The following is a 21,516-nucleotide window of genomic DNA, read 5'->3' as shown; positions in this document are numbered from 1 at the left end:
TCACCACCCCATGAACGCCATTGCGAGGATACCGAGTCCTATGAAGAATATCTTAACGTTAACCTTCACAACGTGGTCTATGCGGAGCCTTGCGTTGGTCGCCTCAAGGGCTGCTATTATTGGATAGAACGCTATCGTCAAGAGTATCTGGACTATGAACAGGCCGACTGAGGTTATGACGTCGTTTATGGGTCTCATGACAGGATAAGTTATCAGGCTAACGAAGAACCATAGCAGGGCGAAGCGTTTGATGTATATCGCGTAGTAGAAGACCCCGAGGAGCCTTCCGCTGTACTCGCTGAGGGGTCCCCCAATGACCTCCTGCTCGGCCTCGGCGATGTCGAAGGGAACGAAGCCGCTCTCCACGTAGAGCGCGTAGGCGAGTATTATGATGGCGAGTATGAGCGACGGAGTGAGGTGGAGGTTGTTGAATATAGTGGCTATGTTAAGGGAACCCGCGTTGTACGCGAGGACGCCGTAGACCACCGCGAGGATTGGCTCAACGGTAAGGAGGAGCTGCATTTCTCTCGCCGAGCCAAGGTGGCTGAAGGCGCTCTGAACGCTGAAGCCCCCGAGCATTATGAAGACGCTGACCATCACTATGACGTAGAAGAACACTATCAGGTTGTAGCCGTAGTTTATCGGGACGTAGCCGCCGTAGGGCAGTAGCAGGGCCGCGGTTATCGCCGATGCCAGGGCGAGGTACGGGGCTATCTTGAAAATCGCACTCTTCGTTGGAATGACTGAGGGAATGGCGAAGAGCTTCTTGAGGTCATACCAGGTCTGACTGAGCGGGGGACCGCGCCTGTACTGGAGTCTCGCCTTGACCCTTCTCGCTATTCCGTCCAAATATGGAGGAAGCAACAGGAAGAGGATAACGCCCGCGATTTTGAAGGCCCAGCCAACGTATTCGTTCATCTTCATCACCTCACAGCCAGACTATGATTCCCACGATTATGGCCACAACAATTATTGCCAGTGCTATGAACGTCCCGAGCCTGAGACCCGGAAGAACGTCCCTGACTATCCTGAACAGCCTGACCACTGGCCTGAAGGTTTCCTCGTCGAGGTACATAACCTCAAGCGAGTAGAGGTCGCTGACCTTCTCTATCTTCGTGTACGGGGTGTCTACTATCTTCACGAAGTAGCTCGCAATCCAGAGGTAGGCCTTGACGATGTGGTCTATTATGCCCTTTCCGAAGGAGTACGCCCAGTCCGTGAAGGCGTAGAAGTGCCCTATCTTCTCCTCGTATTTGAGGTAGTAGTCCTCGGCGAGCACCTTGTATTCGTCCTCGTTTATGCTCGTGGCACCGCAATCCCATGGCCTCGCCGTTGGGCCCTTGAGTGGCTTGAAGTATGCGTAGACGATGAAGAACACGATGCCAAGGAGGATTATGAAGACTATTGGCAGGAATGTGACCGAGTTGAAGCCTATCTTGTAGACGTTGTGGGTAACCGGGGCAGTTAATCCGTGGTTGACGGTAGCAACGCCGTCGTTGAGGAACTTAACGACCGTGAAGGGGAATATCCCTATGAAGAGCGTCAGTGCCGCGAGTATCCACTCGCCGAGCTGCATAACGGCCGGAACCTCTTTAACGTGCTCGTAGCGCTTCATCTCGCCGCCGAACTGGGCCGTGTAGAACTTGATGAACGAAGCCAGCGTGGCCGCGCTGATGAAGGCTGCCATGACCGCTCCAAATGCGAGGAAGTAGTTGCCCGACTGGAAGCCCGAGACGTAGATGAGCCACTTGCTTATGAAGCCGTTGAAGGGTGGTATTCCGCTTATTGCCATCGAAGCGAAGAACGTCGCAAGGGCAGTGCTCTTCATGAGCGGTCCAAGGCCACCCAGCTCGTTCAGCTCAACGGTTCCAGTTGCGTACTCGACCGCACCTGCCTCAAGGAAGAGGGCACCCTTGAAGATTGCGTGGTTTATCGCGTGGAAGAGGCCCGCGAACATTCCAAGGGCACCGATAGCGGCGAGGGTCCCCCCATGAGGTATGAGAACCATGCCTATTCCAATGCCGAGCCAGATGTACCCCATCTGACCTACGCTGTGGTAGGCCAATAGCCTCTTGGAGTTCGTTTCCCTGAGGGCGTAGAGAGTTCCCACTGTAAGGGTTGCTATTCCAAGTCCGGCAACGATGTAGCCGAGGAGTGTGTTGTAGCCGGCCATGCCCCAGTCAAAGCGGAGAAGCCCGTAGACCGCGGTCTTTATCATTATACCACTGAGGAGCGCTGAGACGTTGCTTGGAGCGGCAGGGTGAGCGTCTGGAAGCCAGTAGTGGAGCGGGACTATACCGGCTTTAGTCATGAACACGATGAGGAACAGGCCGTAGAACAGTCCCCTCTGAAGGGGTGAGGCCGTTGCGAGGGCCTGCTGAATCGCCGAATAACTGAGGTTGTGAATGCTGCCAGTTAGGACGCTCGCGAGACCGAGGAGCAGGAACAGCGGGATGGTGTCAAAGAAGTGCATGGTCAGGTAGTACTTGAAGCTCGCGTCGAGGTCCTTCTTCTCCTCCTTCCAGAATATCAGCACGAACGAGCTGAGGGTCATGAGCTCCCAGGAAAACACGAACCACTCGAGGTTGCTGACCGTAACGACGAGGGCCATCGAGCCTATGAAAGTGTTGTAGGCCACCGCATAGACCCAGCCCTTGCCCCTCTTCTCATGGTGATCCATGTAGCCTATTGCGAATATTGCCGAGCCAAGGCTCACTATGCCCACTATGAACAGGAATATCGCGGAGAGTCCGTCTATGTGAACGGGAAGGCCGAAGACACTGCCGCTGACCGGGCCGTTGGTGTAGACGTAGTACACTTGGTAGAGCAGGGCCAGTGCTCCGAGGAACGCCATGAAGCTTGAGGCCTTAGTGGTGGCTCTATAATCCCTAAGGATACCCGCAAAGGCACCAATGATAAAGGCAATTATCGCGTATTCCAACGGCAGCATAATATCACCCCGCTATGAATCCTATTTTGCTGACGATACTCAGGGTCACCCACGGCGAAACGGTGCCGGCTATTATCAGCACAAGCATTGCGAAGTACATGAGCTTTGTTGGACTAACGGAGGGCTGCGGTGAAATCTCTGAGCCAAAGAATATTCTCCTAAACCACACCATCACAACGACGAGGAGTATCGCCGCCTCGAAGAGTATCAGCACTGGCAGGAGCCAAGAGAACACACCCGGGGCGTGAGCGTTCGTCATTGTCTCGTATGCCTTACTGAAGAACATTCCCATAGGCAGAACCCCCGCCAGACCGAACATCGCCAAGAACCAGCTAACGCTTACTGCAGGCAGGCTTTTTGCGAAGCCTTTTATCCTTGCCATGTTGGTTGTTCCAAGGGAGTATCCCATTGCTCCCGCCGTGAGAAACGCCAGCGACTTGATGAAGGCATGGTTGATGACCTGATACGTCGCCACTTGAAGTCCTATGGAACTACCGTAAGCAGCGTAAGCCAAGGTCATGAAGCCAATGGCCGCCTGTCCTATCGTCGAGTAAGCTATGAGGGTCTTGAGATCACTCTGAATCGGGTAGTAAAACATCATCAGAACGACCATGAAGACTGAGAAAATTGCCAGTATGTAGAACAGCCCCTCGTACTTCCCGCCAAACTGTATGAACCTAAGCATGAGGAGTATTCCAAGTGAGACGACTGAAACGCTGTGGATTAACGCCGAGACTGGGACTGGACCCTTCGTGGACTTCGGAAGCCAGGAGTAAAAGAAGAACTGTGAGCTCATTGCAAATGCCGCAAAGGCTATGAGCACTAAGGCGGTGTGTTTGGCGGATTCACTTACCGAACCGAGCTTGTAGAGCGCCTGTCCGCTTCCGAGTACAAAGAAAGATATTATCATTAGGACTACCGCTAGGTTCAAGACGAGGTATGCTTTGAGGGAGTCGAGCGATGCGTTTCCGTAGGTATTTATCAGGTCGTCAAGGGCAAGGGCGATTATCTCAAGGAACACTATGAACTGGATGAGATTTGTTCCGTAGATGAAGACCATCGTAGAAGCAACGAGAACTCCAAGAAGGGCGAAGAATTTCCCTTTACCCTCCTTAAAGGGATTTGCTGAGTGCTTTTCGCTCATGTAGTCAATGGCATACAAGCTTACAAGGAAGGCCACTACCATGGTCACGAGGCCCATCAGTACCGAGACCTCATCGACAATAATACCAAATATTTCCCCAGCGTTTCCGTAGGTTATGTAAGCAACGTGAAGCGTCTTGCCTAAGTCGTTCGTCAGATACTGGTAGGCTCCCCAGGCGTTGAACGCCAGAGAGATTCCAAAAATTACTGCCGCAAAGACCCCTGTACCCCTGCTCTCGCTCTTCCAAACCACGAGTAGCACAAAGGGGAGGAACATTGAGACCAGGAACGGAACATAGTACACTCCCATCACCTCTCGTTTTTAACCCTTGGTTTCCTTCGCAAAAAATAATGTCAGAGGACGATGTAGGCCTTTTCTCCCTCCCCCTTCTCGGCGGAGCTCTTCAAGTTGGCCACTATCTTTCCTTCCCTGTTCCAAAGCACCTCGTTCATGTCACCGTAGAGCAGGGCCTCCGTTGGACAGGCCGAGACACACGCTGGAAGCTTTCCTTCCGCTCTTCTGTCGGAACAGAGGTCGCACTTATCCATAATCTTGTTCTCCTCGTCGAGCTTTGGAATTCCAAATGGACAGGCAACGGCACACATGAGACAACCGATACACTTGAGCGGGTCAAAGGCAACCGCGCCGTCCTCGTCCCTGAAGAGCGCCCCAGTCGGACAGACGTTTTCGCATGGAGCCTTTTCACAGTGGCGGCAGTTGAAGGGAACGGTGAAGAGGTCGGGGAACTCGAAGACCCGTATCCTTGCCTCGCCGTGAGTCATTTCACAGGCCACTTCACAGGCCTTACAGCCGATACAGCGCTTATAGTCGAGGAAAATCTTCTTGCTCATTCCAACCACCTCACTCCTCCACCTTCCTAATCCTGGCCGCGACGGCCTTGAGCTCGGCCATCTTGGTCTTCTCGTGGATGGTCTCAAGGGTCAGAACGTTGATGTTCCAGTGGTTCGGCATCGCGATAACGCCCTCCCTGACGTGGTCAGTAACCTCTGCCCTGACGAGAACGCTTCCGCGCCTGGTCTCGACCTTGACGAGGTCCCCGTTCCTTATGCCGTACTTCTCGGCGTCCTTCGGGTTAATCATGACGTACTCCTCTGGCCAGCGCTTCTCAAGGCTCGGACTCTCGAAGGACATGGTTCCCGTGTGCCAGTGGCCGACGAACCTGAAGTTGGTGAGCCAGAGCGGATACTCCTCGTCGGGCTTCTCCGGCGGCTCACGCCAGCCAACGGGCTGGAGGTGGGCCTTTCCATCACTCGTCTTGAAGCCCTTCTTGAAGAGGACCTTCGTTCCCTCACCGGGCTCGATGCACGGGAAGAAGCATCCCTCGGGGTGCTCCGCGAGATATTCCGGAGTTGCTCCCTTGAAGAGCGGAATAACGCTGTTTATCTCCCTGAGAATCTCATCCGGGTGCTCGTACTTGAAGTACTCGCCGAGGCCGAGCTCCTTGGCGAGCTCAACTAGGATAAGCCAGTCGGGCTTAGCCTCTCCGGGCGGGTTCGCAGCCTTGTAGCTCCTCTGGACCCTTCTCTCGGCGCTTATTGCCGTTCCAGTCTTCTCAAACCAGGCCGCGGCAGGGAGAACTATGTCAGCGTATTTAGCCGTCTCGGTGAGGAATATGTCCTGCACAACCAGGAAGTCGAGCTTCTTGAGTTGTTCCCTGACCCACTTGCTGTTCGGGGCCGACTTGGCGATGTTGCCGCCGACGATGTACATCATCCTAATCTTGTTGCCCATCTCGCGTATCATGTTGGTTAAGTCGAGGCCGACCCAGTCGGGTATATTGAAGCCCCAGAGCCTCTCGACTTCAGCCCTCGCGGCCTCGTCGGTGACGAGCTTGCCGGTCGGGAGCTTGTTCGGAGCGATGCCGGTCATTGCGGCACAGAACCCGCACTGGGCACCTGGGAAGACACCGCTCCAGACGCCCTCTTTGCCTATGTTGCCGGTGATGGCCACGAGGTCAGCGAGGGCCACCGCCATCTCAAAACCGTTGACGTGCTGGTTCATGCCCTCGTTGACGAAGAGGGCAGTTCTCTTGGTGGCGAAGAGCCTCGCAACCTTCCTTATGTCCTCTGCGGGAACGCCGCTTATCTTCTCAGCCCACTCCGGTGTGTACTCCTTGACGGCCTCCTTGAGCTCCTCGAAGCCGGTCGTCCTCTCGTTGACGAACTCCTTGTCGTAGAGCTCCTCGCTTATGACGACGTTGAGCATGGCCAGGGCTATCGCGAGGTCGGTTCCAGGGTAAGGCTTGAGGTGCATGCTCGCGTACTTGTGGCCCCTCGTCGCGCGCGGGTCTATGACGACCATCTCGGCGCCGTTGTCGAGGACGGCCTTCTCAATGTACTGACCGAAGAAAACAGGTGCCGTCTCAGCGGGGTTGTGGCCCCAAATCAGAATAAACTCGGCTTTGGCAACGTCCTCGAATGGATTGGTCGCGGCCGAGCTACCGAAGACAGCCGTTCTCGCGGGGCTGTTGGAGTACTGGCAGTACCTTCCCGGGAAGTCGAGGTGGTTGGTCCCTATCGCCTTCGACAGCTTGTGGACGAGGTAGTTCTCCTCGAAGGTTATCTTCTCGCTAGCGAGGAATGCTATAGCCTCGGGACCGTAGGTTTCCTTGATTTCCTTAATCTTCTCGGCGATTATCTTGTAAGCTTCGCTCCAGTTTATCTCCTCGAACTTTCCTTCTCCCTTCTCACCAACGCGCTTGAGGGGCTTCTTAAGTCTCTTGGGGCTGTTGATGAACTGGTAGGAGGCAACGCCCTTCGGGCAGAGCTTTCCGCGGTTGACGGTGGGGTGGTCGTAGTCGAATTCAATCTTCCTGATGTAGCCGTTCACGCTGACCGCGTAAAAGCGACAGCCGACTGAACACCAGGGACACACTACGGGCACGAGTTTCTCGGCCATGGCTATCACCCTTCTAATGACTGACCAGTCATTTAGGCTCGTCGTCAAAACCTTAAATAGTTTTCTGATATGATGGAAAACAAAAGAATTTTACCAATAAAGAAACGTTAAACAGAATCACACGCTCGCGGAGAGGCGGAGGTGGTTCAACACCACCTTAACAATCCTCCTCAGGTAGTGCTCCCCGGAGAGACCTATGCACTCCTTGGCGTGAAGGTAGTGCATGAGAGAGGCTATGAAGACCTGAAACGCTATAAGCGCGTCCTCAAAACCAACCTTGACGTATGCAGTAATCCTCCTCGCTCCCTCTCTCAGGAGCTCGGAGCAGGACTGACGGTAGATTTCATCTATGCTCTTCATTCTTTCCCGGACCGAGAGCATGTGGAAGAAGATTTCCGCCCGATAGCTCTCCGAGTAGAACTCGAGGAACTCTTCCCCAAGCTGGAGGAGGTAGCTCTCCAGGGTTGGGAACGAGACCGTTATGTAGGGGTCGTTGAGGGAGGGCATGGCCATTATGGGCATTACCTCAAAGGCGAGCTCCTTTATGAGGTCGTCTTTGCTCTTGAAGTAGAGGTAGAAGGTGCCCTTAGCAACTCCGGCCCTGGCGACTATCTCGTCTACCGTGGTCTTATCGAAACCCTTTTTCGCGAAGAGTTCCATTGCAGACGATACGAGTTTCTCACGGGTTTTACCGGGAGACTTCGTAGCCATGCCCACCACTTCTGACCATTTGGTCATTTAACGTTATGGACAATTATGTGCAGGAGGAGAATTTAAACTTTCCGCCGGAGAGGATGGAAAAAGAGGCACTCAAAGAACCGAACTGAGAATGGCCTCGTCAACCTCCGAAACTTTCTTGAGAATCTCGGCAAGCTCGCCCGGGGCCATTCCCGCAAAGGCACTCATGTTCATACCGTAAACGTAAACCCCATCGGGGTTGTCTGCAACCGCCAGACGGCACGGCATAAAGGCAGAAATCCAGCGGTTCTCGGGCTTCTCAAGGGCCTTTTTAGCGAAGTCCTTGTTGCAGACCTCGATGATGTAAACCCTAACACCGACTTTCTTCTCCATGTCGTGCTCGGCAACAACGCTCCATCCAATCTCCTCAACCTTGGCCTTAATCTTCTCTATGGTCTCCTCGTAGGGGTACTTGCTCTTTCCGGCGTTAATCATCTGTCCCATGTCCATCCGAATCACCTGACTGACTGGTCAGGAAAAGGTCTATAAATCGTTTTCTATCACCTTTGGTTGATAACCATGGCCCTGATGCTCGCGGGGAGGGTCCTCGAGGTAAGGAACGGAAGGGCGATAGTCGACGTGGACGGCCAGCTCAAGGAAGCGAGGCTGGACTTCGTAAAGGACGTGAAACCCGGGGACTACGTGAAGATTTACTACGGCATAGTTCTTGAGAAGGTCAGCAGGAGCGAGGCCGAGGAGACCCTCGCGAGGTGCTCATACCACCGCTCAAGAAAGCTCGAGCTGACCTTCACGGTTTCAAACCGGAGGTTTTAGAAAGGCTAAATAACGGGCAGGACAACCCGAGGTAGGTGAAGCTCATGTGTCTGGCGACCGTTGCGAAGGTTTTGGAGGTTGACAGGGAGAAGGGAACCGCGTGGGTGGACTTCGGAGGCGTCAAGAGAGAGGCCAGGATTGATTTGATGCCCGACGTCAAGCCCGGTGAATACGTGCTGATTCACACCGGCTTCATCATCGAGCGCGTTGATGAAGAGACCGCGAAGGAAATACTCAACGCCTGGGACGAGGTCTTCAAGCTCGAAAAGGACGCGATAGGCGGCTACTACTACCCGGGTGATTGAAATGGGGACGCTGGATAAATTCAGGGACAGGGAGCTCGCTCAGAAGATAGTGAAGAAAATCCACGAGGAGGCGAAGGGCCTCGACGAGGTCCGCTTCATGCACGTCTGCGGAACCCACGAGGACACCGTAACGAGAACCGGAATCCGCTCTCTTCTCCCGGAGAACGTCAAGATACTCAGCGGGCCGGGCTGTCCGGTCTGTATAACCCCGGTCGAGGACATCGTCAAGATGATGGAGATAATGCGCCAGGCCTACGAGGAGGGCGACAGAATAATCATGACGACCTTCGGCGACATGTACAAGATTCCGACGCCGAGGGGAAGCTTCGCCGATTTGAAGAGCGAGGGCTACGACATCAGGGTCGTGTACTCAATCTACGACACCTACCGCATAGCCAAGGAGAACCCCGACAGGACGGTGGTTCACTTCTCTCCGGGCTTCGAGACGACCACAGCCCCGGCCGCGGGAATGCTCAACGTCGTTGCCCAGGAGGAGCTGGAGAACTTCAAGATTTACTCGGTTCACAGGCTCACGCCACCGGCGGTTGAGGTCCTTATAAAGCAGGGAACGCGCTTCCACGGGCTCATTGACCCCGGCCACGTCTCGGTTATAATAGGCGTCAAGGGCTGGGAGCCGATAACCGAGAAGTACGGCGTCCCGCAGGTTATAGCCGGTTTCGAGCCGGTTGACATGCTCCTCGCGATACTCTACCTCATCAGAATGGTGAAGGCCGGAGAGGCGAAGATAATCAACGAGTACACCCGCTCCGTTAAATACGAGGGCAACGTCGTTGCCCAGAAGCTCATAGAGGGGTTCTTCGAGGTCAAGGACGCGAGGTGGCGCGCCCTCGGGGTCATGCCCAAGAGCGGTCTCGAACTGAGGAAGGAGTGGAAGGAGCTCGAGATAAGGACCTACTACGACCCCGAAGTCCCGAAGCTCCCCGACCTCGAAAAGGGCTGTCTCTGCGGGGCAATCCTCAGGGGACTGGCCCTACCACCACAGTGCCCGCACTTCGGAAAGACCTGCACGCCGAGGCACCCGATAGGGCCGTGCATGGTGTCCTACGAGGGAACGTGCTCGATATTCTACAAGTACGGGGCGTTGTTCTAACACCAAAGGTTCAAAACTCCACTCTCGTTTTCAACTTTTGGTTTTGGAAACCTATAAAGGCCCTAAAAGTGGAAAGAAAACCGGTGGGTGGGCATGAAGGCTTACCGTATTCACGTTCAGGGCATCGTTCAGGCCGTTGGATTCAGGCCGTTCATTTACCGCATAGCGCACGAGCACAACCTGAGGGGCTACGTCAAGAACCTCGGCGATGCCGGAGTCGAGATAGTCGTAGAGGGCCGGGAAGAGGACATAGAGGCATTCATCAAGGACATCTACCGGAAAAAACCTCCCCTCGCGAGGGTTGACAGGCTCGAGAAGAAGGAAATCCCGCCCCAGGGCTTCGACCGCTTCTACATCGAGAAAAGCTCGAAGGGCGGAAGCGGTGGGGACTCGATAATTCCGCCCGACATAGCCATCTGCGAGGACTGCCTGAGAGAACTTTTCGACCCGACGAACAAGCGCTACATGTACCCATTCATCGTCTGCACCAACTGCGGGCCGAGGTTCACAATCATCGAGGACTTGCCCTACGACCGCGAGAACACGACGATGAAGGAATTTCCGATGTGCGACTTCTGCGAGAGCGAGTATAAAGACCCCCTGAACAGGCGCTACCATGCTGAACCCGTCTGCTGTCCCGTTTGCGGGCCGAGCTACCGTCTCTACACGAGCGACGGGGAGGAAATCACGGGCGACCCGCTGAGGAAGGCGGCGGAGCTGATTGATAAGGGCTACATAGTGGCCATCAAGGGAATCGGCGGAATCCATCTGGCGTGCGACGCGACAAGGGAAGACGTCGTTGCCGAGCTGAGGAAGAGAACCTTCAGGCCCCAGAAGCCCTTCGCGATAATGGCAGATAGCCTTGAGACGGTCAAGAGCTTCGCCTACGTTAGCAACGCTGAAGAGGAGGAGCTGACCAGCTATAGAAGACCCATCGTGACGCTCCGCAAGAGGGAACCCTTCCCCCTGCCCGAGAACCTCGCGCCCGGCTTGCATACAATCGGCGTCATGCTCCCCTACGCGGGAACGCACTACATACTCTTCCACTGGAGCAAGACGAAGGTCTACGTGATGACCTCGGCGAACTACCCGGGAATGCCGATGGTCAAGGACAACGACAGGGCCTTCGAGGAGCTGAAAGGGGTGGCCGACTACTTCCTGCTCCACAACAGGAAGATACTCAACCGCGCGGACGACAGCGTGGTTCGCTTCGTTGACGGAAGGAGGGCCGTTATTAGGAGAAGCAGAGGTTTTGTGCCCCTCCCGATAGAGATTCCCTTCAGCTACCGCGGTTTGGCGGTCGGTGCGGAGCTGATGAACGCCTTTGGAGTTGCTAAAAACGGAAAGGTCTACCCGAGCCAGTACATCGGCAACACCGGAAAGGTCGAGGTTCTTGAGTTCATGAGGGAAGCGATAGGGCACTTCAAGAGAATCCTAAGGGTTAAGGAGTTCGATTTAATCGTTGCCGACCTCCACCCAACCTACAACACGACAAAGCTCGCTATGGAGCTAGCGAACGAGCTGAACGTCGAGTTGCTCCAGGTTCAGCACCACTACGCCCACATAGCGAGTGTCTTAGCCGAGAAGAACCTCGAATCAGCTGTAGGAATAGCCGTTGACGGAGTGGGCTACGGAACCGATGGCAACACGTGGGGCGGTGAGGTGCTCTACCTCGGCTACGAGGACGTGGAGAGGCTGGCTCATATAGACTACTACCCGCTTCCCGGCGGAGACCTGGCGAGTTACTACCCTCTCAGGGCTCTGATGGGAATCCTGAGCAAGGTCTACAGCGTTGAGGAGCTTGAAGGGGTCATAAGGAAGTGCTGTCCGAAGGCGATAGGGAGCTTAAAGTACGGCGAGGTGGAGTTCTCAGTCGCCCTGAACCAGCTCGCCAAGGGGATAAACCTCGCCTACGCTTCATCAGCCGGAAGGGTTCTCGACGCCCTGTCGGTTCTGCTCAACGTGGCCTACAGAAGGCACTACGAGGGCGAGCCGGCGATGAAGCTCGAGAGCTTCGCGATGAAGGGCAAGAACGACCTCAAGTTCGAGGTGCCTGTGGAGGGGGAACTCCTAAAGGTCGAGGAGCTGTTCGTGCAGGCGCTGGATCTCCTCGAAAAGGCCTCGCCGGCGGACATCGCTTACTCGGTTCACCTGGCCCTCGCCAGGGTCTTTGCGGGGGTTGCCATCGAGAAAGCTAAGGAGTTCGGCGTGAAGGACGTCGTAATGAGCGGTGGTGTCGCTTACAACGAGCCCATGGTCAAGACCGTGAGGAAAGCTGTTGAGGCGTCGGGCCTTAAGTTCCACGTTACAACGGAGGTCCCGCGCGGGGACAACGGGATAAACGTCGGCCAGGCCTTCCTCGGCGGGCTGTACCTGGAGGGCTACCTGACGAGGGAGGATTTGATGCTGTGAAGGTTTAAGTGGAAAGATGGAAAGTTATCTGAGGGAAAAACGATGCCCGTAATCCCGAGGGAAGAGCTCCTCGAAATCCTGCGCGAGGTGAAGGAAAAGCTCATCGAAATCCTCGGCGACGACTTAGTCGAGGTTATCCTCTTCGGCTCGTACGCGAGGGGCGAAGCTAAAGAAGACAGCGACGTTGACGTGATTGTCATGGTAAGGAGAAGGCTAACGCTCGAAGAGCACGACCAACTCAGTGAAATCACAGAGGAATACGTTCTGGAGAAAGGGTTAGTTGTCTCGCTCATCGTTTACCCGATTAATCCCAGAATGGAGCACGACCCGCTGATTCAGAACGTTTACGCGGAAGGTGTCAAGGTATGAGCGGGTACGAGGAGATCCTGAAAAAAGCAGAGAGGAGCCTTGAGGCATCAAAGACGTTGCTGGAGAAGGGGTTTTATGCCTTCGCGCTCTCAAGGGCGTACTACACAATGTTCTACTGCGCAGAGGCTATTTTGCTGACGAAGGGGATAAGGGTTTCGAAGCATTCCGCAGTCATAGCGCTCCTCGGCAGGGAGTTCGTGAAGACTGGAGAAGTTTCCCACAAGTTTTTCACACACCTTCGAACCGCGTTTAATCTCAGGCAGACCGCGGATTACTCCTTCGTGGTTGATATAACCGAGGAAGAGGCGCGCGAAAACATACGGCGCGCCGAAGAGTTCCTCGAATTTACGAGGCGCTATCTAACTTCGAAAGGCTTTCTGGAGGGTTGAAGATGGGTGAAAAGATAAAGCTCGAACACGGTGCGGGCGGAGAAATAATGGAGGAGCTCCTGAGGGACGTTATACTGAAGACCCTGACCCTCAAGAGCGCCGGGGGAATAGGACTCGACCAGCTCGACGACGGGGCGACGATACCCATCGGCGATGAGCACATAGTCTTTACGATAGACGGCCACACCGTCAAGCCACTCTTCTTCCCCGGCGGTGACATAGGCAGGCTCGCGATAAGCGGAACGGTCAACGATTTGGCGGTGATGGGCGCGAAGCCTTTAGCCTTAGCAAACTCGATGATTATCGGGGAAGGCCTTGACATGCAAGTCCTTGAGAGGGTTCTCCGCTCGATGGACGAGACGTCTAAGGAAGTCCCCGTTCCAATCGTCACCGGCGACACGAAGGTCGTTGAAGAGCCCATAGAGATGTTCGTGATTACCGCGGGAGTTGGAATCGCGGAAAAGCCGGTAAGCGACGCCGGGGCGAAGGTAGGAGACATAGTCCTCGTCAGCGGGACGATAGGAGACCACGGAATAGCGCTGATGAGCCACAGGGAGGGCATAGCCTTCGAAACCGAGCTGAAGAGCGACGTCGCGCCGGTGTGGGAGGTCGTTGAAGCGGTTGCAAAAGCCATCGGCTGGGAAAATATACACGCGATGAAGGACCCCACGAGGGCCGGGCTGAGCAACGCCCTCAACGAGATAGCGAGGAAGAGCAACGTCGGAATCCTCGTCAGGGAGGATGCAATACCCGTGAAGCCCGAGGTAAGGGCCGCGAGCGAGATGTTGGGAATCAGTCCCTACGACGTGGCGAACGAGGGGAAAGTGGTTATGGTCGTTGCCAGGGAGCACGCGGAAGAAGCCCTTGAGGCGATGAGGAAGACGAAGAGGGGAAAAGACGCGGCGATAGTCGGCGAGGTAATAGAAGAATACAGAGGGAAGGTCCTCCTCGAAACCGGAATCGGCGGAAAGCGCTTCATGGAGCCCCCTGCCGGAGACCCCGTGCCGAGGATATGCTAACGCATCTCGAAGCCTTCCAAAGCTTTTTTCACTTCTTCCACGCTCGCCTCGTCTTCCAGCGTTGAGAGGTCGCCGAGGCCCTTTCCGCTGGCGAGGGCCTTTAGAACGCGGCGCATTATCTTCCCGCTCCTCGTCTTCGGCAGTTTGTTGACGAAGAAGACCTCTGCCGGGGCCGCTATCGGGCCGAGGGTTTCCCTGACGTAGTCTATGAGTTCCTTCTTCAGGCCCTCCCTCGGGACGCAGTTCTCCTTGAGGATTACGAAGGCAACGGGCACCTCGCCCTTAATCTCGTCGGGCCTTCCTATCACAGCGGCCTCGGCAACTGCCGGGTGGAGGACCAGAGCATGCTCTATCTCGGCCGTCCCAATCCTGTGGCCCGAAACGTTCAGCACCTCGTCGGCCCTGCCGAATATCCAGAAGTAGCCCTCGTCGTCCTTCATAGCGTAGTCAGCAGGGTAGTAAATCCAGATTCCCTCGTCGGGCCTGCTGAACCTCTGCCAGTAGGTCCGGATGTAGCGCTCGTCGTCGCCCCAGATTCCGAGGAGCATTCCCGGCCAGGGCTTCTTTATCACGAGGTAGCCGCGCTCGTTCGGCTCCGCCGGGCTTCCGTCGGCCCTGAGAACGTCTGCATCGACGCCGAGACCCGGAAAAGTAGCCGAGCCGGGCTTCAGTGGGGGCAGCTGTATTCCTGCCGAGGGATAAATCATGTAGCCACCGGTCTCGGTCTGCCACCAGGTGTCGATTATCGGGCACCTTCCACCGCCAACGACCTCGTAGTACCACTTCCAGGCCCTCGGGTTTATCGGCTCGCCGACCGAACCGAGGAGCCTTAAACTTGAGAGGTCGTGCTTCTTCACCCACTCGTCGCCGTAGCGCATGAGCATTCTGATTGCCGTTGGGGCGGTGTAGAATATCGTTACCCCGTGCTTCTCCACCAGCTCCCAGGGCCTGTCAGGCTTTGGATAGTTCAAGGCACCTTCGTACATCATCACCGTAAGGCCGAGCGTTAAGGGTCCGTAAACGAGGTAGCTGTGGCCCGTTATCCAGCCAACATCTGCGGTGTTCCAGAAGAGGTCGCCCTCGGTTATTCCCCACGCCCACTCCATCGTTTTGGCCACGTAGACGAGGTAACCCCCGGTGGAGTGGACGATTCCCTTGGGCCTTCCGGTGGTTCCGCTCGTGTAGAGGATGAACAGCGGGTGGTTGCTCTCGACCGGAACGGGCTCAACGTAGCGCTCGGCCCCGTCGAGGAGTTCGTTCCAGTCGTAGTCCCTGCCCTCAACCATGTTAACGCCGTTCTCTTCCCTCCTGAGGACGACGATGCTTTCGACGCTCGGCGTTTCGAGGAGGGCCTTGTCCACTATCCCCTTGAGGTTGAGCTTCTTACCGCGCCTGTAGAGGTAGTCGGCGGTGATGACAACCTTGGCTTTGGCGTCGTTGATTCTCGTTGCTAATGCTTCCGCCGAGAAGCCGGAGAAGACGACGCTGTGAATCGCCCCTATTCTCGCACTGGCGAGCATTGCTATGACCACTTCTGGAACGAGGGGCATGTAGATGACGACCCTATCACCCTTCTCGACACCGAGGTTTTTCAGCGCTGAAGCAAAGAGGTTCACCTCGCGGTAGAGCTCGTAGTAGGTTAACGTTCTCGTCTCACCGCGCTCGCTCTCCCAGATTATCGCGGCGCGGTTTCTCTTTCCTGCCTTAACGTGCCTGTCCAGAGCGTTGTAGCTCGCGTTGAGCTGACCCCCAACGAACCAGCGGAAGAAGGGTGCCTTTGAGTCATCGAGGACCTTCTCCCAGGTCTTGAACCAGTCGAGAACCTTCGCCTGCTCGGCCCAGAAATCCTCGATGTTCTCGATGGACTTCCTGTGCTCTTCCCTGAAGGCCTCCAATGGCAGGTACCTCTCCTTGAGGAACCCTTCGCCTATCTGCATAACACCACCTCGCTTCTCAGAAATGAGAATTAGGAAACCTTAAAATTCTTTCGTTGATTGTCAAAGTGATAAACGACAAAAGTCGAAAAAGAATTAGGAAAGTCTAATTAGCCGAATGCCGAAATCAGAATAGCCGTTCGTCGAAACAAGGGTGTGAGGAGCCCCAATTGACAAAGAACCGCCGAAAGATTCCGAAAAAATCCCGCAAATGTTTACAGAAATGTGTAAAAACACAAGAAGGCAACGTCAGACTGCCAAAAGCTCTCCGAATGTGTTCATCCGTTGATTATCCTCCACAGTTCCTCTATCTGCTCTATCGGCTCAACTTCCTTGCCCTTCAGGCTGTCGAGTATGAAGTTCTGGTCGAAGGGAATCACCACGTCGGGCTTGACCGGCAGTTCCTCCTCGACGCCGGGCAGAGCCTTGTTGAGAACGAAGACGTGCTTCAGGCCGAGGCTCTCGCTCAGCGCTTTTATCTTCTTCGAAAGCTCTATGGACTCGGCCGATGGCTCTGCGACGTCGATAACGACGTCAACGTACTTGTCAACGCCCCTTCCGAAGTGCTCTATGCCCGCCTCGGTGTCGACGATGATGACCTCGTCCTCCTTCAGCTTTATGCCCTCGAGGAGCTTTCGGGCAAGGAATCCGTAGGGGCAGGCACAGCCCTCTTCAGCTTCTTCAATCTTTCCTATTGTCAGAACGGCGAGGTTGCCCTTCCTGGCCAGAATCTCCTCAGGAATCTCGTCGAGCGTCCAGTTGAAGAGCTCCTCGTCGAGTTCGCCCTGTCCCTCAGCCGCCATGAGGATTTTGGCCCGCTTCTTCCCTCCGAGGTGCTCGGCGAGAGTTTTCACCTTCGGGAGGCCGAGCATCCTGTAGAGACCCGGGTTTGACTCGTCGGCATCTATTATCAGCACGCGGTAGCCTTTTCCGGCCAGATACTTGCCGAGCATCGCGCTTATCGTGCTCTTTCCACAGCCGCCCTTACCGCTCACGAGAACCTTCATTCGTATCACCATTGGGCAAAAAAGTAACACGCCTTATAAATGATTTGGTTCATTCTTGTTTCCAACCTCAGGTTCAGGAAAGCGGTATAAATGCTCCCGCGAAGATAAAAGCGGTGGTGAAGGGTGATTATCTCGAAACCCTGCGTCACGATGAAGGGCGTCGTTATAGGGGCCTACTCGTGGGAGAAGAGGATAAAGCTCGATCTAACCAAGACAGCCCAGTGTTTGAAGGAGAGGGGCTACACCGTCAAGAAGCTCCTGTCCGGGATGATGCTAATCCTGGAGATGGAGGGCTACGAGGTCAGCGTTTACCCGAGCGGGAAGATAATCGTCAAACTCTTAGAGGATGCAAAGAAAGGAGAGGAAATCGCGAGGATTGTTTACGACTGCGCCGGGGTTCTGGAGGTGGTAGCGTGAGGATTCCGGAAGATGTTAGGAAGGACATACCGCTGACGAGCGAGGTTATCTACTTCGACAACACGGCAACCTCGCTCACGCCGAAGCCGGTTGTAGAGGCCATGGACGAGTACTACCTTAAGTACAGGGCCAACGTCCATCGCGGTGTGCACAGGCTCTCCCAGATGGCGACGCACAAGTACGAGGAGAGCAGGAAGGTGGTCGCGGACTTCATCAACGCGAAGTTCGAGGAGATAGCGTTCACCAAGAACACGAGCGAGAGCCTCAACCTTGTTGCCCTCGGCCTTGAGGGCATCTTCAAGCAGGGGGACAAGATAGTCACGACCCCGTACGAGCACCACTCGGATTTACTTCCCTGGCAGAGATTAGCTAAAAAGCTCAACCTTAGGCTCGAGTTCATCGACGGGGACAACGAGGGCAACCTCGATTTGGCGGACGCCGAAAAGAAGATTAAGGGAGCCAAGCTCGTCGCGGTTCAGCACGTTTCAAATGCGCTCGGTGTTATCCACGAGGTCGAGGAGCTCGGAAAGATGGCGAAGGAGGAAGGAGCGATATTCGTCGTCGATGCGGCACAGAGCGCCGGGCATATGGAGGTTGACGTTAAGAAGCTCCACGCGGACTTTCTGGCCTTTTCCGGCCACAAGGGGCCGATGGGGCCGACTGGGATAGGCGTCCTTTACATTAACGAGGAGTTCTTTGACGTCTTCGAGCCGCCGCTAATCGGCGGTGGGACGATTGAGGACGTTGATTTGGATTCCTACAAGCTGACCGAGCCACCGGAGCGGTTCGAGGCCGGAACGCCGAACATAGGCGGTGCGATAGGATTGGCTGCAGGAATAAGGTACATCGAGAGAATTGGGTTAGACAGAATCGAGAGGCAGGAGAGGAAGCTCGTTAAGAGAACTACGGAAGGCCTTGATGAGCTCGAAATTCCCTGGTACGGGCCGAGGAACCTCGACAAGCACGCTGGAGTCGTTAGCTTCAACGTCCCACCGCTCCACCCGCACGATGTCGCGGCAATACTCGACGAGAACAACATAATGGTTCGCTCCGGCCACCACTGCGCCCTGCCGGTGATGAAGAAGTTAGGAATAAACGGGACGGTGAGGGCTTCGTTCCACGTCTACAACAGCCTTGAGGAGGTTGAGACGTTCCTCGGCGTTCTTGAGGAGCTGGTTAAGGGACTCAAGTGAGCAGGTGCACTTTGATTGTTTCCCAATTAGTACCCCGGAAGGTTCAAAAACCGTCCTGGGTAGTTTGATGGGATACGAATGTGGAGCAGGGAAAGGCTGGAAGAGCTCGTTCGGGAAATAAGGCTTGAGCACGGCCTTCCAGAGAGCCCCTTCAGAATAGACGAGGTTCGCTACGACCCAAAGGGGGACAAGCTCTTTATCATAGCCCACGATAGAACGGACAAGAGCGTCGTCATCGGCAACAGTCTCGTCATCGGGAAGCTCCGTGAGAGGCTTGGAGTCAGGCAGGTTACGGTCTATTCAAACCTCGACCTTGAAATAAAGCGGAAAAAGCTGGACGAGGCTGAAAGGCTCCTTCCCAAAGAGCTCGAGTTCCTAACGCCGATAATCGAAGCGGAGCGTAGGTTCCCGCCGAGGGAGTGGCCCGAAGTTACGGGAAACCTGAAAACGCTCGTCTTCCTGAGCTTCTCCGCCAAACCGCTCCTCGGCTTTGCTAAAGCCCTCAAGCTCCCCTACGAGGCAATCGGGCTGAGGTATATCTTTCCAAGGCTCGAGTACGAAGCCGTTGAAGGGGACCTTACGGAGCTGTTCTTCCCCGACGAGGACAAGCTTGTGAGAATCGCCAGGGAAAGGGGTGCAAAGCTCGTCTTAGCGGATTTTCCATTCCCGCTGGACGAGAGGGATGGGGTTTACCTCCTCAACCCCTTCAGGCTTCTCCACATCGGCTTCTTCGAGCTGAAGTACCTTTTTGGCTTCGAGTTCCCCACGATGGTCGATGAGAAGGCCCTCCTTGAGTTCGTCGCCAAACTCACCTACGACGGCCTCATGGAGTCAACAGATGGGGCCAAGGTTGTATGGCGATACTGGAGGCGAAGAAGATGATAATCGGGGTCGTTGGAAAGATAGCCGCTGGAAAAACTACCGTTGCCAAGTTCTTCGAGGAGAAGGGCTTCTGCAGGGTTTCCTGCAGTGAGCCGCTGATTGACCTGCTGACCCACAACGTTTCAGACTACTCCTGGATTCCGGAACTGCCAGAGAAGGCAGAGCCGACGCGCGAGAAACTCATAGAGTTCGGAAAGTACCTGAAGGACAAATACGGCGGGGACATATTAATTCGACTCACCGTTGACAAGAAGAGGAACTGCAAGAAGGTCGTCATAGACGGCGTCCGCTCGCGGGAGGAAATCGAGGCAATAAAGAGGCTCGGCGGAAAGGTCATCTACATCGAGGCGAGGCCGGAGGTAAGGTTCGAGCGCCTGATGAGAAGGAAGGCCAGCAAGGACAGGGGAATCAAGACATTCGAAGACTTCAAAGCTATGGACGACGCCGAGGAGCGCCTGTATCACACGAGCAAACTCAAGGGTCTGGCTGACTACGTCATAGTCAACGAGGGAACCTTAGAGGAGCTGAGGGAGAAGGTGGAGCGGATTATCGAGGAGCTGAGCAAGGCTTAAAGGGAGTCGGGAGTAAGGGAAGTTGGTGAGAAAATGGGCGAGATAGTTGTGAGGATACCCGACGAGATTGAGAAATACCTAACCCCAGCCCTCAGGAAGAGGATAGAGCTCGAGGCCATCAAGGAAATCGAGGAAAGAATACGAAAGGCCAGCAGGTTCATCAAACTGGCAGAAAAGAGTGAGTTACGTGAGGAGGACGCCGAGAAGCTCGCCGAGGAGCTCAAGCGAGACCTCGCAAAGAGGTATAGGTAGTTTAGATGGAGTCAGTTCTCGACTTCAACCTCGTCTTCTCGGCACTCCACAGCAGGGGCAAGATACACTTGATTTTCGCGTGGAATTATGTGGTGAGGAAAGTGAGGTTTCTCGTTCCCGAGTTCTTCTGGAGAGAAATCGACGAGAAATGGGACAGAATTCTCAGTCTCACAAAACTCAAAGAAGATGAACTCCTTGAGATGCTCGAGATTATCCGAAGTCAGACCGTAACGTCCCTAAAGAGGAGCTGAGGCCTTATTTGCCTCGGGCAAGGGAGATAACGCCCGACCCAAAGGATGTGCCCTACGTAGCGCTTGCTTTGGCTTTCAACGTTCCACTTGCAACGGGGGACAAAGCACTGAGGGAAGGACTAAAAGGAAGCGAGGTTCAAGTACTAACGCCCAACGACCTCGCAAAAATCGTGCTGGGTGAGTAATCACGAAAAATATTAAAGGACCACGGAATCAGGAACTATTGGGAACTGGAATGGCGGAGATTATAGAGGCGGTTTACGAGAACGGCGTGCTGAAGCCCCTGAAGAAGCTCAACCTGCCGGAGCACGCGAGGGTGAGGATAGTAGTAACTCCCGACATTGACGAGATACTTGACTCCATGCTCATCAGAAAGGTCGAAAAAATCGACTACAAGCGCCTCAAGGAGGCATACTATGAGTCGCTCTGAGGTCTTCGTCGATTCCTCCGTTCTGGTCGGCCTCCATCTCGGAGACCCTAAGGCCAGAGATCTTGTCAGAGAGACCATAAATCAGGGAAATATTCTTGTCATAAATCCCGTTGTGTTTTCGGAGACCGTGTACAAGGTCATGTTTACCCTCGCAATTCAGGACGGCCTGAAAGGACCCCGCGACTTGAAGAAACACCTGAGCGAGTACCTCTTTGTGTATAAAAAGGTGGGCGAGTCCCTCAAAAAGCTGAGAGATGCCGGTTTCCTCAGAATCCTGCCCATCAGCGAAAAGACGATAGAACTCGCCTCCGAGATTGGGGAGAAGTATCAACTGCTTCCCAACGATGCCCTCATCGTTGCAACCTGCGCGGAACACGAAATTGAGCGCGTTCTAACCTTTGACTCGGATTTCGAGAAGGTTCCTCTGATAAAAGTTATCGGGTGATTA

At 54.9% G+C, this 21,516-nt stretch carries 25 protein-coding genes; 16 read left to right on the top strand and 9 right to left on the bottom strand.

Annotated elements, in window-relative coordinates; genetic code table 11:
• The 7 genes from CS910_RS05160 to CS910_RS05130 all read right to left on the bottom strand — a co-directional run bounded on the left by CS910_RS05160 (position 1) and on the right by CS910_RS05130 (position 8,201).
• The gene (locus CS910_RS05160; protein WP_223211931.1) at positions 1-924 is read right to left on the bottom strand and encodes a respiratory chain complex I subunit 1 family protein; all 924 of its coding nucleotides are present in this window, start codon (positions 922-924) and stop codon (positions 1-3) included.
• Positions 925-928: 4 nt separating this feature from the next.
• On the bottom strand, positions 929-2,950 hold the full coding sequence (locus CS910_RS05155) for a proton-conducting transporter transmembrane domain-containing protein (protein ID WP_223211930.1): 2,022 nt from the start codon (positions 2,948-2,950) through the stop codon (positions 929-931).
• 4 nt (positions 2,951-2,954) lie between these two features.
• A complete protein-coding gene (locus CS910_RS05150) occupies positions 2,955-4,403 on the bottom strand; it encodes a proton-conducting transporter transmembrane domain-containing protein (protein WP_099210039.1) in 1,449 nt (482 codons plus the stop codon).
• 44 nt (positions 4,404-4,447) lie between these two features.
• Positions 4,448-4,945, bottom strand: a complete 498-nt coding sequence (locus CS910_RS05145) for a 4Fe-4S dicluster domain-containing protein (protein WP_042688855.1) — start codon at positions 4,943-4,945, stop codon at positions 4,448-4,450.
• A gap of 10 nt (positions 4,946-4,955) precedes the next feature.
• Positions 4,956-7,013 (bottom strand): formate dehydrogenase subunit alpha, encoded by a 2,058-nt coding sequence (gene fdhF / locus CS910_RS05140; RefSeq protein WP_099210038.1) that lies wholly within the window; start codon positions 7,011-7,013, stop codon positions 4,956-4,958.
• Positions 7,014-7,130: 117 nt separating this feature from the next.
• Positions 7,131-7,724 carry a TetR/AcrR family transcriptional regulator gene (locus CS910_RS05135; RefSeq protein WP_099210037.1) on the bottom strand — a complete coding sequence of 198 codons (594 nt, stop codon included), beginning with the start codon at positions 7,722-7,724 and terminating at the stop codon, positions 7,131-7,133.
• A gap of 99 nt (positions 7,725-7,823) precedes the next feature.
• Entirely contained in the window at positions 7,824-8,201 is a 378-nt protein-coding gene (locus CS910_RS05130) for a DUF302 domain-containing protein (protein ID WP_223211974.1), read from the bottom strand.
• Positions 8,202-8,270: 69 nt separating this feature from the next.
• On the opposite strand from CS910_RS05130, the gene CS910_RS05125 reads away from it, so the two are divergent.
• The 7 genes from CS910_RS05125 (at position 8,271) to hypE (ending at position 14,130) form a co-directional block, all read left to right on the top strand.
• The gene (locus CS910_RS05125; RefSeq protein WP_099210036.1) at positions 8,271-8,525 is read left to right on the top strand and encodes a HypC/HybG/HupF family hydrogenase formation chaperone; all 255 of its coding nucleotides are present in this window, start codon (positions 8,271-8,273) and stop codon (positions 8,523-8,525) included.
• A gap of 44 nt (positions 8,526-8,569) precedes the next feature.
• On the top strand, positions 8,570-8,830 hold the full coding sequence (locus CS910_RS05120; protein WP_099210035.1) for a HypC/HybG/HupF family hydrogenase formation chaperone: 261 nt from the start codon (positions 8,570-8,572) through the stop codon (positions 8,828-8,830).
• Position 8,831: 1 nt separating this feature from the next.
• Positions 8,832-9,941, top strand: a complete 1,110-nt coding sequence (gene hypD / locus CS910_RS05115; protein WP_099210034.1) for a hydrogenase formation protein HypD — start codon at positions 8,832-8,834, stop codon at positions 9,939-9,941.
• A gap of 93 nt (positions 9,942-10,034) precedes the next feature.
• A complete protein-coding gene (hypF, locus tag CS910_RS05110) occupies positions 10,035-12,353 on the top strand; it encodes a carbamoyltransferase HypF (RefSeq protein ID WP_099210033.1) in 2,319 nt (772 codons plus the stop codon).
• 42 nt (positions 12,354-12,395) lie between these two features.
• A complete protein-coding gene (locus CS910_RS05105; protein ID WP_099210032.1) occupies positions 12,396-12,722 on the top strand; it encodes a nucleotidyltransferase family protein in 327 nt (108 codons plus the stop codon).
• The gene (locus CS910_RS05100; RefSeq protein WP_099210031.1) at positions 12,719-13,111 is read left to right on the top strand and encodes a HEPN domain-containing protein; all 393 of its coding nucleotides are present in this window, start codon (positions 12,719-12,721) and stop codon (positions 13,109-13,111) included. Before CS910_RS05105 ends, CS910_RS05100 begins: the two co-directional genes overlap by 4 nt.
• A 2-nt stretch (positions 13,112-13,113) precedes the next feature.
• Positions 13,114-14,130, top strand: a complete 1,017-nt coding sequence (hypE, locus tag CS910_RS05095) for a hydrogenase expression/formation protein HypE (RefSeq protein ID WP_099210030.1) — start codon at positions 13,114-13,116, stop codon at positions 14,128-14,130.
• Here hypE and acs read toward each other — a convergent pair.
• Complete coding sequence (gene acs / locus CS910_RS05090) at positions 14,127-16,067, bottom strand: acetate--CoA ligase (RefSeq protein WP_099210029.1); 1,941 nt, start codon at positions 16,065-16,067, stop codon at positions 14,127-14,129. The genes hypE and acs overlap by 4 nt on opposite strands.
• 275 nt (positions 16,068-16,342) lie before the next feature.
• On the bottom strand, positions 16,343-17,083 hold the full coding sequence (locus tag CS910_RS05085) for an ATP-binding protein (protein ID WP_317450596.1): 741 nt from the start codon (positions 17,081-17,083) through the stop codon (positions 16,343-16,345).
• 111 nt (positions 17,084-17,194) lie between these two features.
• Here CS910_RS05085 and CS910_RS05080 point away from each other — a divergent pair, with 111 nt between their 5' ends.
• The 9 genes from CS910_RS05080 to CS910_RS05040 all read left to right on the top strand — a co-directional run bounded on the left by CS910_RS05080 (position 17,195) and on the right by CS910_RS05040 (position 21,513).
• Positions 17,195-17,488 (top strand): hypothetical protein, encoded by a 294-nt coding sequence (locus tag CS910_RS05080; protein WP_099210027.1) that lies wholly within the window; start codon positions 17,195-17,197, stop codon positions 17,486-17,488.
• Positions 17,485-18,681 carry an aminotransferase class V-fold PLP-dependent enzyme gene (locus CS910_RS05075; RefSeq protein WP_099210026.1) on the top strand — a complete coding sequence of 399 codons (1,197 nt, stop codon included), beginning with the start codon at positions 17,485-17,487 and terminating at the stop codon, positions 18,679-18,681. The genes CS910_RS05080 and CS910_RS05075 overlap by 4 nt, the downstream gene beginning before the upstream one ends.
• A gap of 78 nt (positions 18,682-18,759) precedes the next feature.
• Positions 18,760-19,563 carry a hypothetical protein gene (locus tag CS910_RS05070; protein WP_099210025.1) on the top strand — a complete coding sequence of 268 codons (804 nt, stop codon included), beginning with the start codon at positions 18,760-18,762 and terminating at the stop codon, positions 19,561-19,563.
• Complete coding sequence (locus CS910_RS05065) at positions 19,560-20,135, top strand: AAA family ATPase (protein WP_099212430.1); 576 nt, start codon at positions 19,560-19,562, stop codon at positions 20,133-20,135. Before CS910_RS05070 ends, CS910_RS05065 begins: the two co-directional genes overlap by 4 nt.
• Positions 20,136-20,168: 33 nt before the next feature.
• Positions 20,169-20,387 (top strand): hypothetical protein, encoded by a 219-nt coding sequence (locus CS910_RS05060; RefSeq protein WP_099210024.1) that lies wholly within the window; start codon positions 20,169-20,171, stop codon positions 20,385-20,387.
• Positions 20,388-20,392: 5 nt separating this feature from the next.
• Positions 20,393-20,638: a PIN domain-containing protein gene (locus CS910_RS12155; RefSeq protein ID WP_099210023.1), complete on the top strand. Its 246-nt coding sequence runs from the start codon at positions 20,393-20,395 to the stop codon at positions 20,636-20,638.
• Positions 20,639-20,646: 8 nt separating this feature from the next.
• Positions 20,647-20,823 carry a PIN domain-containing protein gene (locus CS910_RS12150; RefSeq protein ID WP_158523803.1) on the top strand — a complete coding sequence of 59 codons (177 nt, stop codon included), beginning with the start codon at positions 20,647-20,649 and terminating at the stop codon, positions 20,821-20,823.
• Between the two features lie 50 nt (positions 20,824-20,873).
• Entirely contained in the window at positions 20,874-21,068 is a 195-nt protein-coding gene (locus CS910_RS05045) for an antitoxin family protein (protein WP_099210021.1), read from the top strand.
• Positions 21,055-21,513 (top strand): type II toxin-antitoxin system VapC family toxin, encoded by a 459-nt coding sequence (locus tag CS910_RS05040; RefSeq protein WP_099210020.1) that lies wholly within the window; start codon positions 21,055-21,057, stop codon positions 21,511-21,513. Before CS910_RS05045 ends, CS910_RS05040 begins: the two co-directional genes overlap by 14 nt.
• Positions 21,514-21,516: the final 3 nt, after the last annotated feature.

The sequence above is a fragment of the Thermococcus henrietii genome, from assembly GCF_900198835.1.
GTDB classification, from domain to species: domain Archaea; phylum Methanobacteriota_B; class Thermococci; order Thermococcales; family Thermococcaceae; genus Thermococcus; species Thermococcus henrietii.
The sequence above is the reverse complement of the archived record's forward strand: the minus strand, read 5'-3'. Positions and strand labels throughout refer to the sequence as shown.

Bases quoted from the DNA above. Each gene is read 5' to 3' on its own strand.
- CS910_RS05160 (WP_223211931.1), bottom strand. From the start codon at position 924: ATGAAGATGAACGAATACGTTGGCTGGGCCTTCAAAATCGCGGGCGTT.
- CS910_RS05155 (WP_223211930.1), bottom strand. From the start codon at position 2,950: ATGCTGCCGTTGGAATACGCGATAATTGCCTTTATCATTGGTGCCTTT.
- CS910_RS05150 (WP_099210039.1), bottom strand. From the start codon at position 4,403: ATGGGAGTGTACTATGTTCCGTTCCTGGTCTCAATGTTCCTCCCCTTT.
- CS910_RS05145 (WP_042688855.1), bottom strand. From the start codon at position 4,945: ATGAGCAAGAAGATTTTCCTCGACTATAAGCGCTGTATCGGCTGTAAG.
- fdhF (WP_099210038.1), bottom strand. From the start codon at position 7,013: ATGGCCGAGAAACTCGTGCCCGTAGTGTGTCCCTGGTGTTCAGTCGGC.
- CS910_RS05135 (WP_099210037.1), bottom strand. From the start codon at position 7,724: ATGGCTACGAAGTCTCCCGGTAAAACCCGTGAGAAACTCGTATCGTCT.
- CS910_RS05130 (WP_223211974.1), bottom strand. From the start codon at position 8,201: ATGGACATGGGACAGATGATTAACGCCGGAAAGAGCAAGTACCCCTAC.
- CS910_RS05125 (WP_099210036.1), top strand. From the start codon at position 8,271: ATGGCCCTGATGCTCGCGGGGAGGGTCCTCGAGGTAAGGAACGGAAGG.
- CS910_RS05120 (WP_099210035.1), top strand. From the start codon at position 8,570: ATGTGTCTGGCGACCGTTGCGAAGGTTTTGGAGGTTGACAGGGAGAAG.
- hypD (WP_099210034.1), top strand. From the start codon at position 8,832: ATGGGGACGCTGGATAAATTCAGGGACAGGGAGCTCGCTCAGAAGATA.
- hypF (WP_099210033.1), top strand. From the start codon at position 10,035: ATGAAGGCTTACCGTATTCACGTTCAGGGCATCGTTCAGGCCGTTGGA.
- CS910_RS05105 (WP_099210032.1), top strand. From the start codon at position 12,396: ATGCCCGTAATCCCGAGGGAAGAGCTCCTCGAAATCCTGCGCGAGGTG.
- CS910_RS05100 (WP_099210031.1), top strand. From the start codon at position 12,719: ATGAGCGGGTACGAGGAGATCCTGAAAAAAGCAGAGAGGAGCCTTGAG.
- hypE (WP_099210030.1), top strand. From the start codon at position 13,114: ATGGGTGAAAAGATAAAGCTCGAACACGGTGCGGGCGGAGAAATAATG.
- acs (WP_099210029.1), bottom strand. From the start codon at position 16,067: ATGCAGATAGGCGAAGGGTTCCTCAAGGAGAGGTACCTGCCATTGGAG.
- CS910_RS05085 (WP_317450596.1), bottom strand. From the start codon at position 17,083: ATGGTGATACGAATGAAGGTTCTCGTGAGCGGTAAGGGCGGCTGTGGA.
- CS910_RS05070 (WP_099210025.1), top strand. From the start codon at position 18,760: ATGTGGAGCAGGGAAAGGCTGGAAGAGCTCGTTCGGGAAATAAGGCTT.
- CS910_RS05065 (WP_099212430.1), top strand. From the start codon at position 19,560: ATGATAATCGGGGTCGTTGGAAAGATAGCCGCTGGAAAAACTACCGTT.
- CS910_RS05060 (WP_099210024.1), top strand. From the start codon at position 20,169: ATGGGCGAGATAGTTGTGAGGATACCCGACGAGATTGAGAAATACCTA.
- CS910_RS12155 (WP_099210023.1), top strand. From the start codon at position 20,393: ATGGAGTCAGTTCTCGACTTCAACCTCGTCTTCTCGGCACTCCACAGC.
- CS910_RS05045 (WP_099210021.1), top strand. From the start codon at position 20,874: ATGGCGGAGATTATAGAGGCGGTTTACGAGAACGGCGTGCTGAAGCCC.
- CS910_RS05040 (WP_099210020.1), top strand. From the start codon at position 21,055: ATGAGTCGCTCTGAGGTCTTCGTCGATTCCTCCGTTCTGGTCGGCCTC.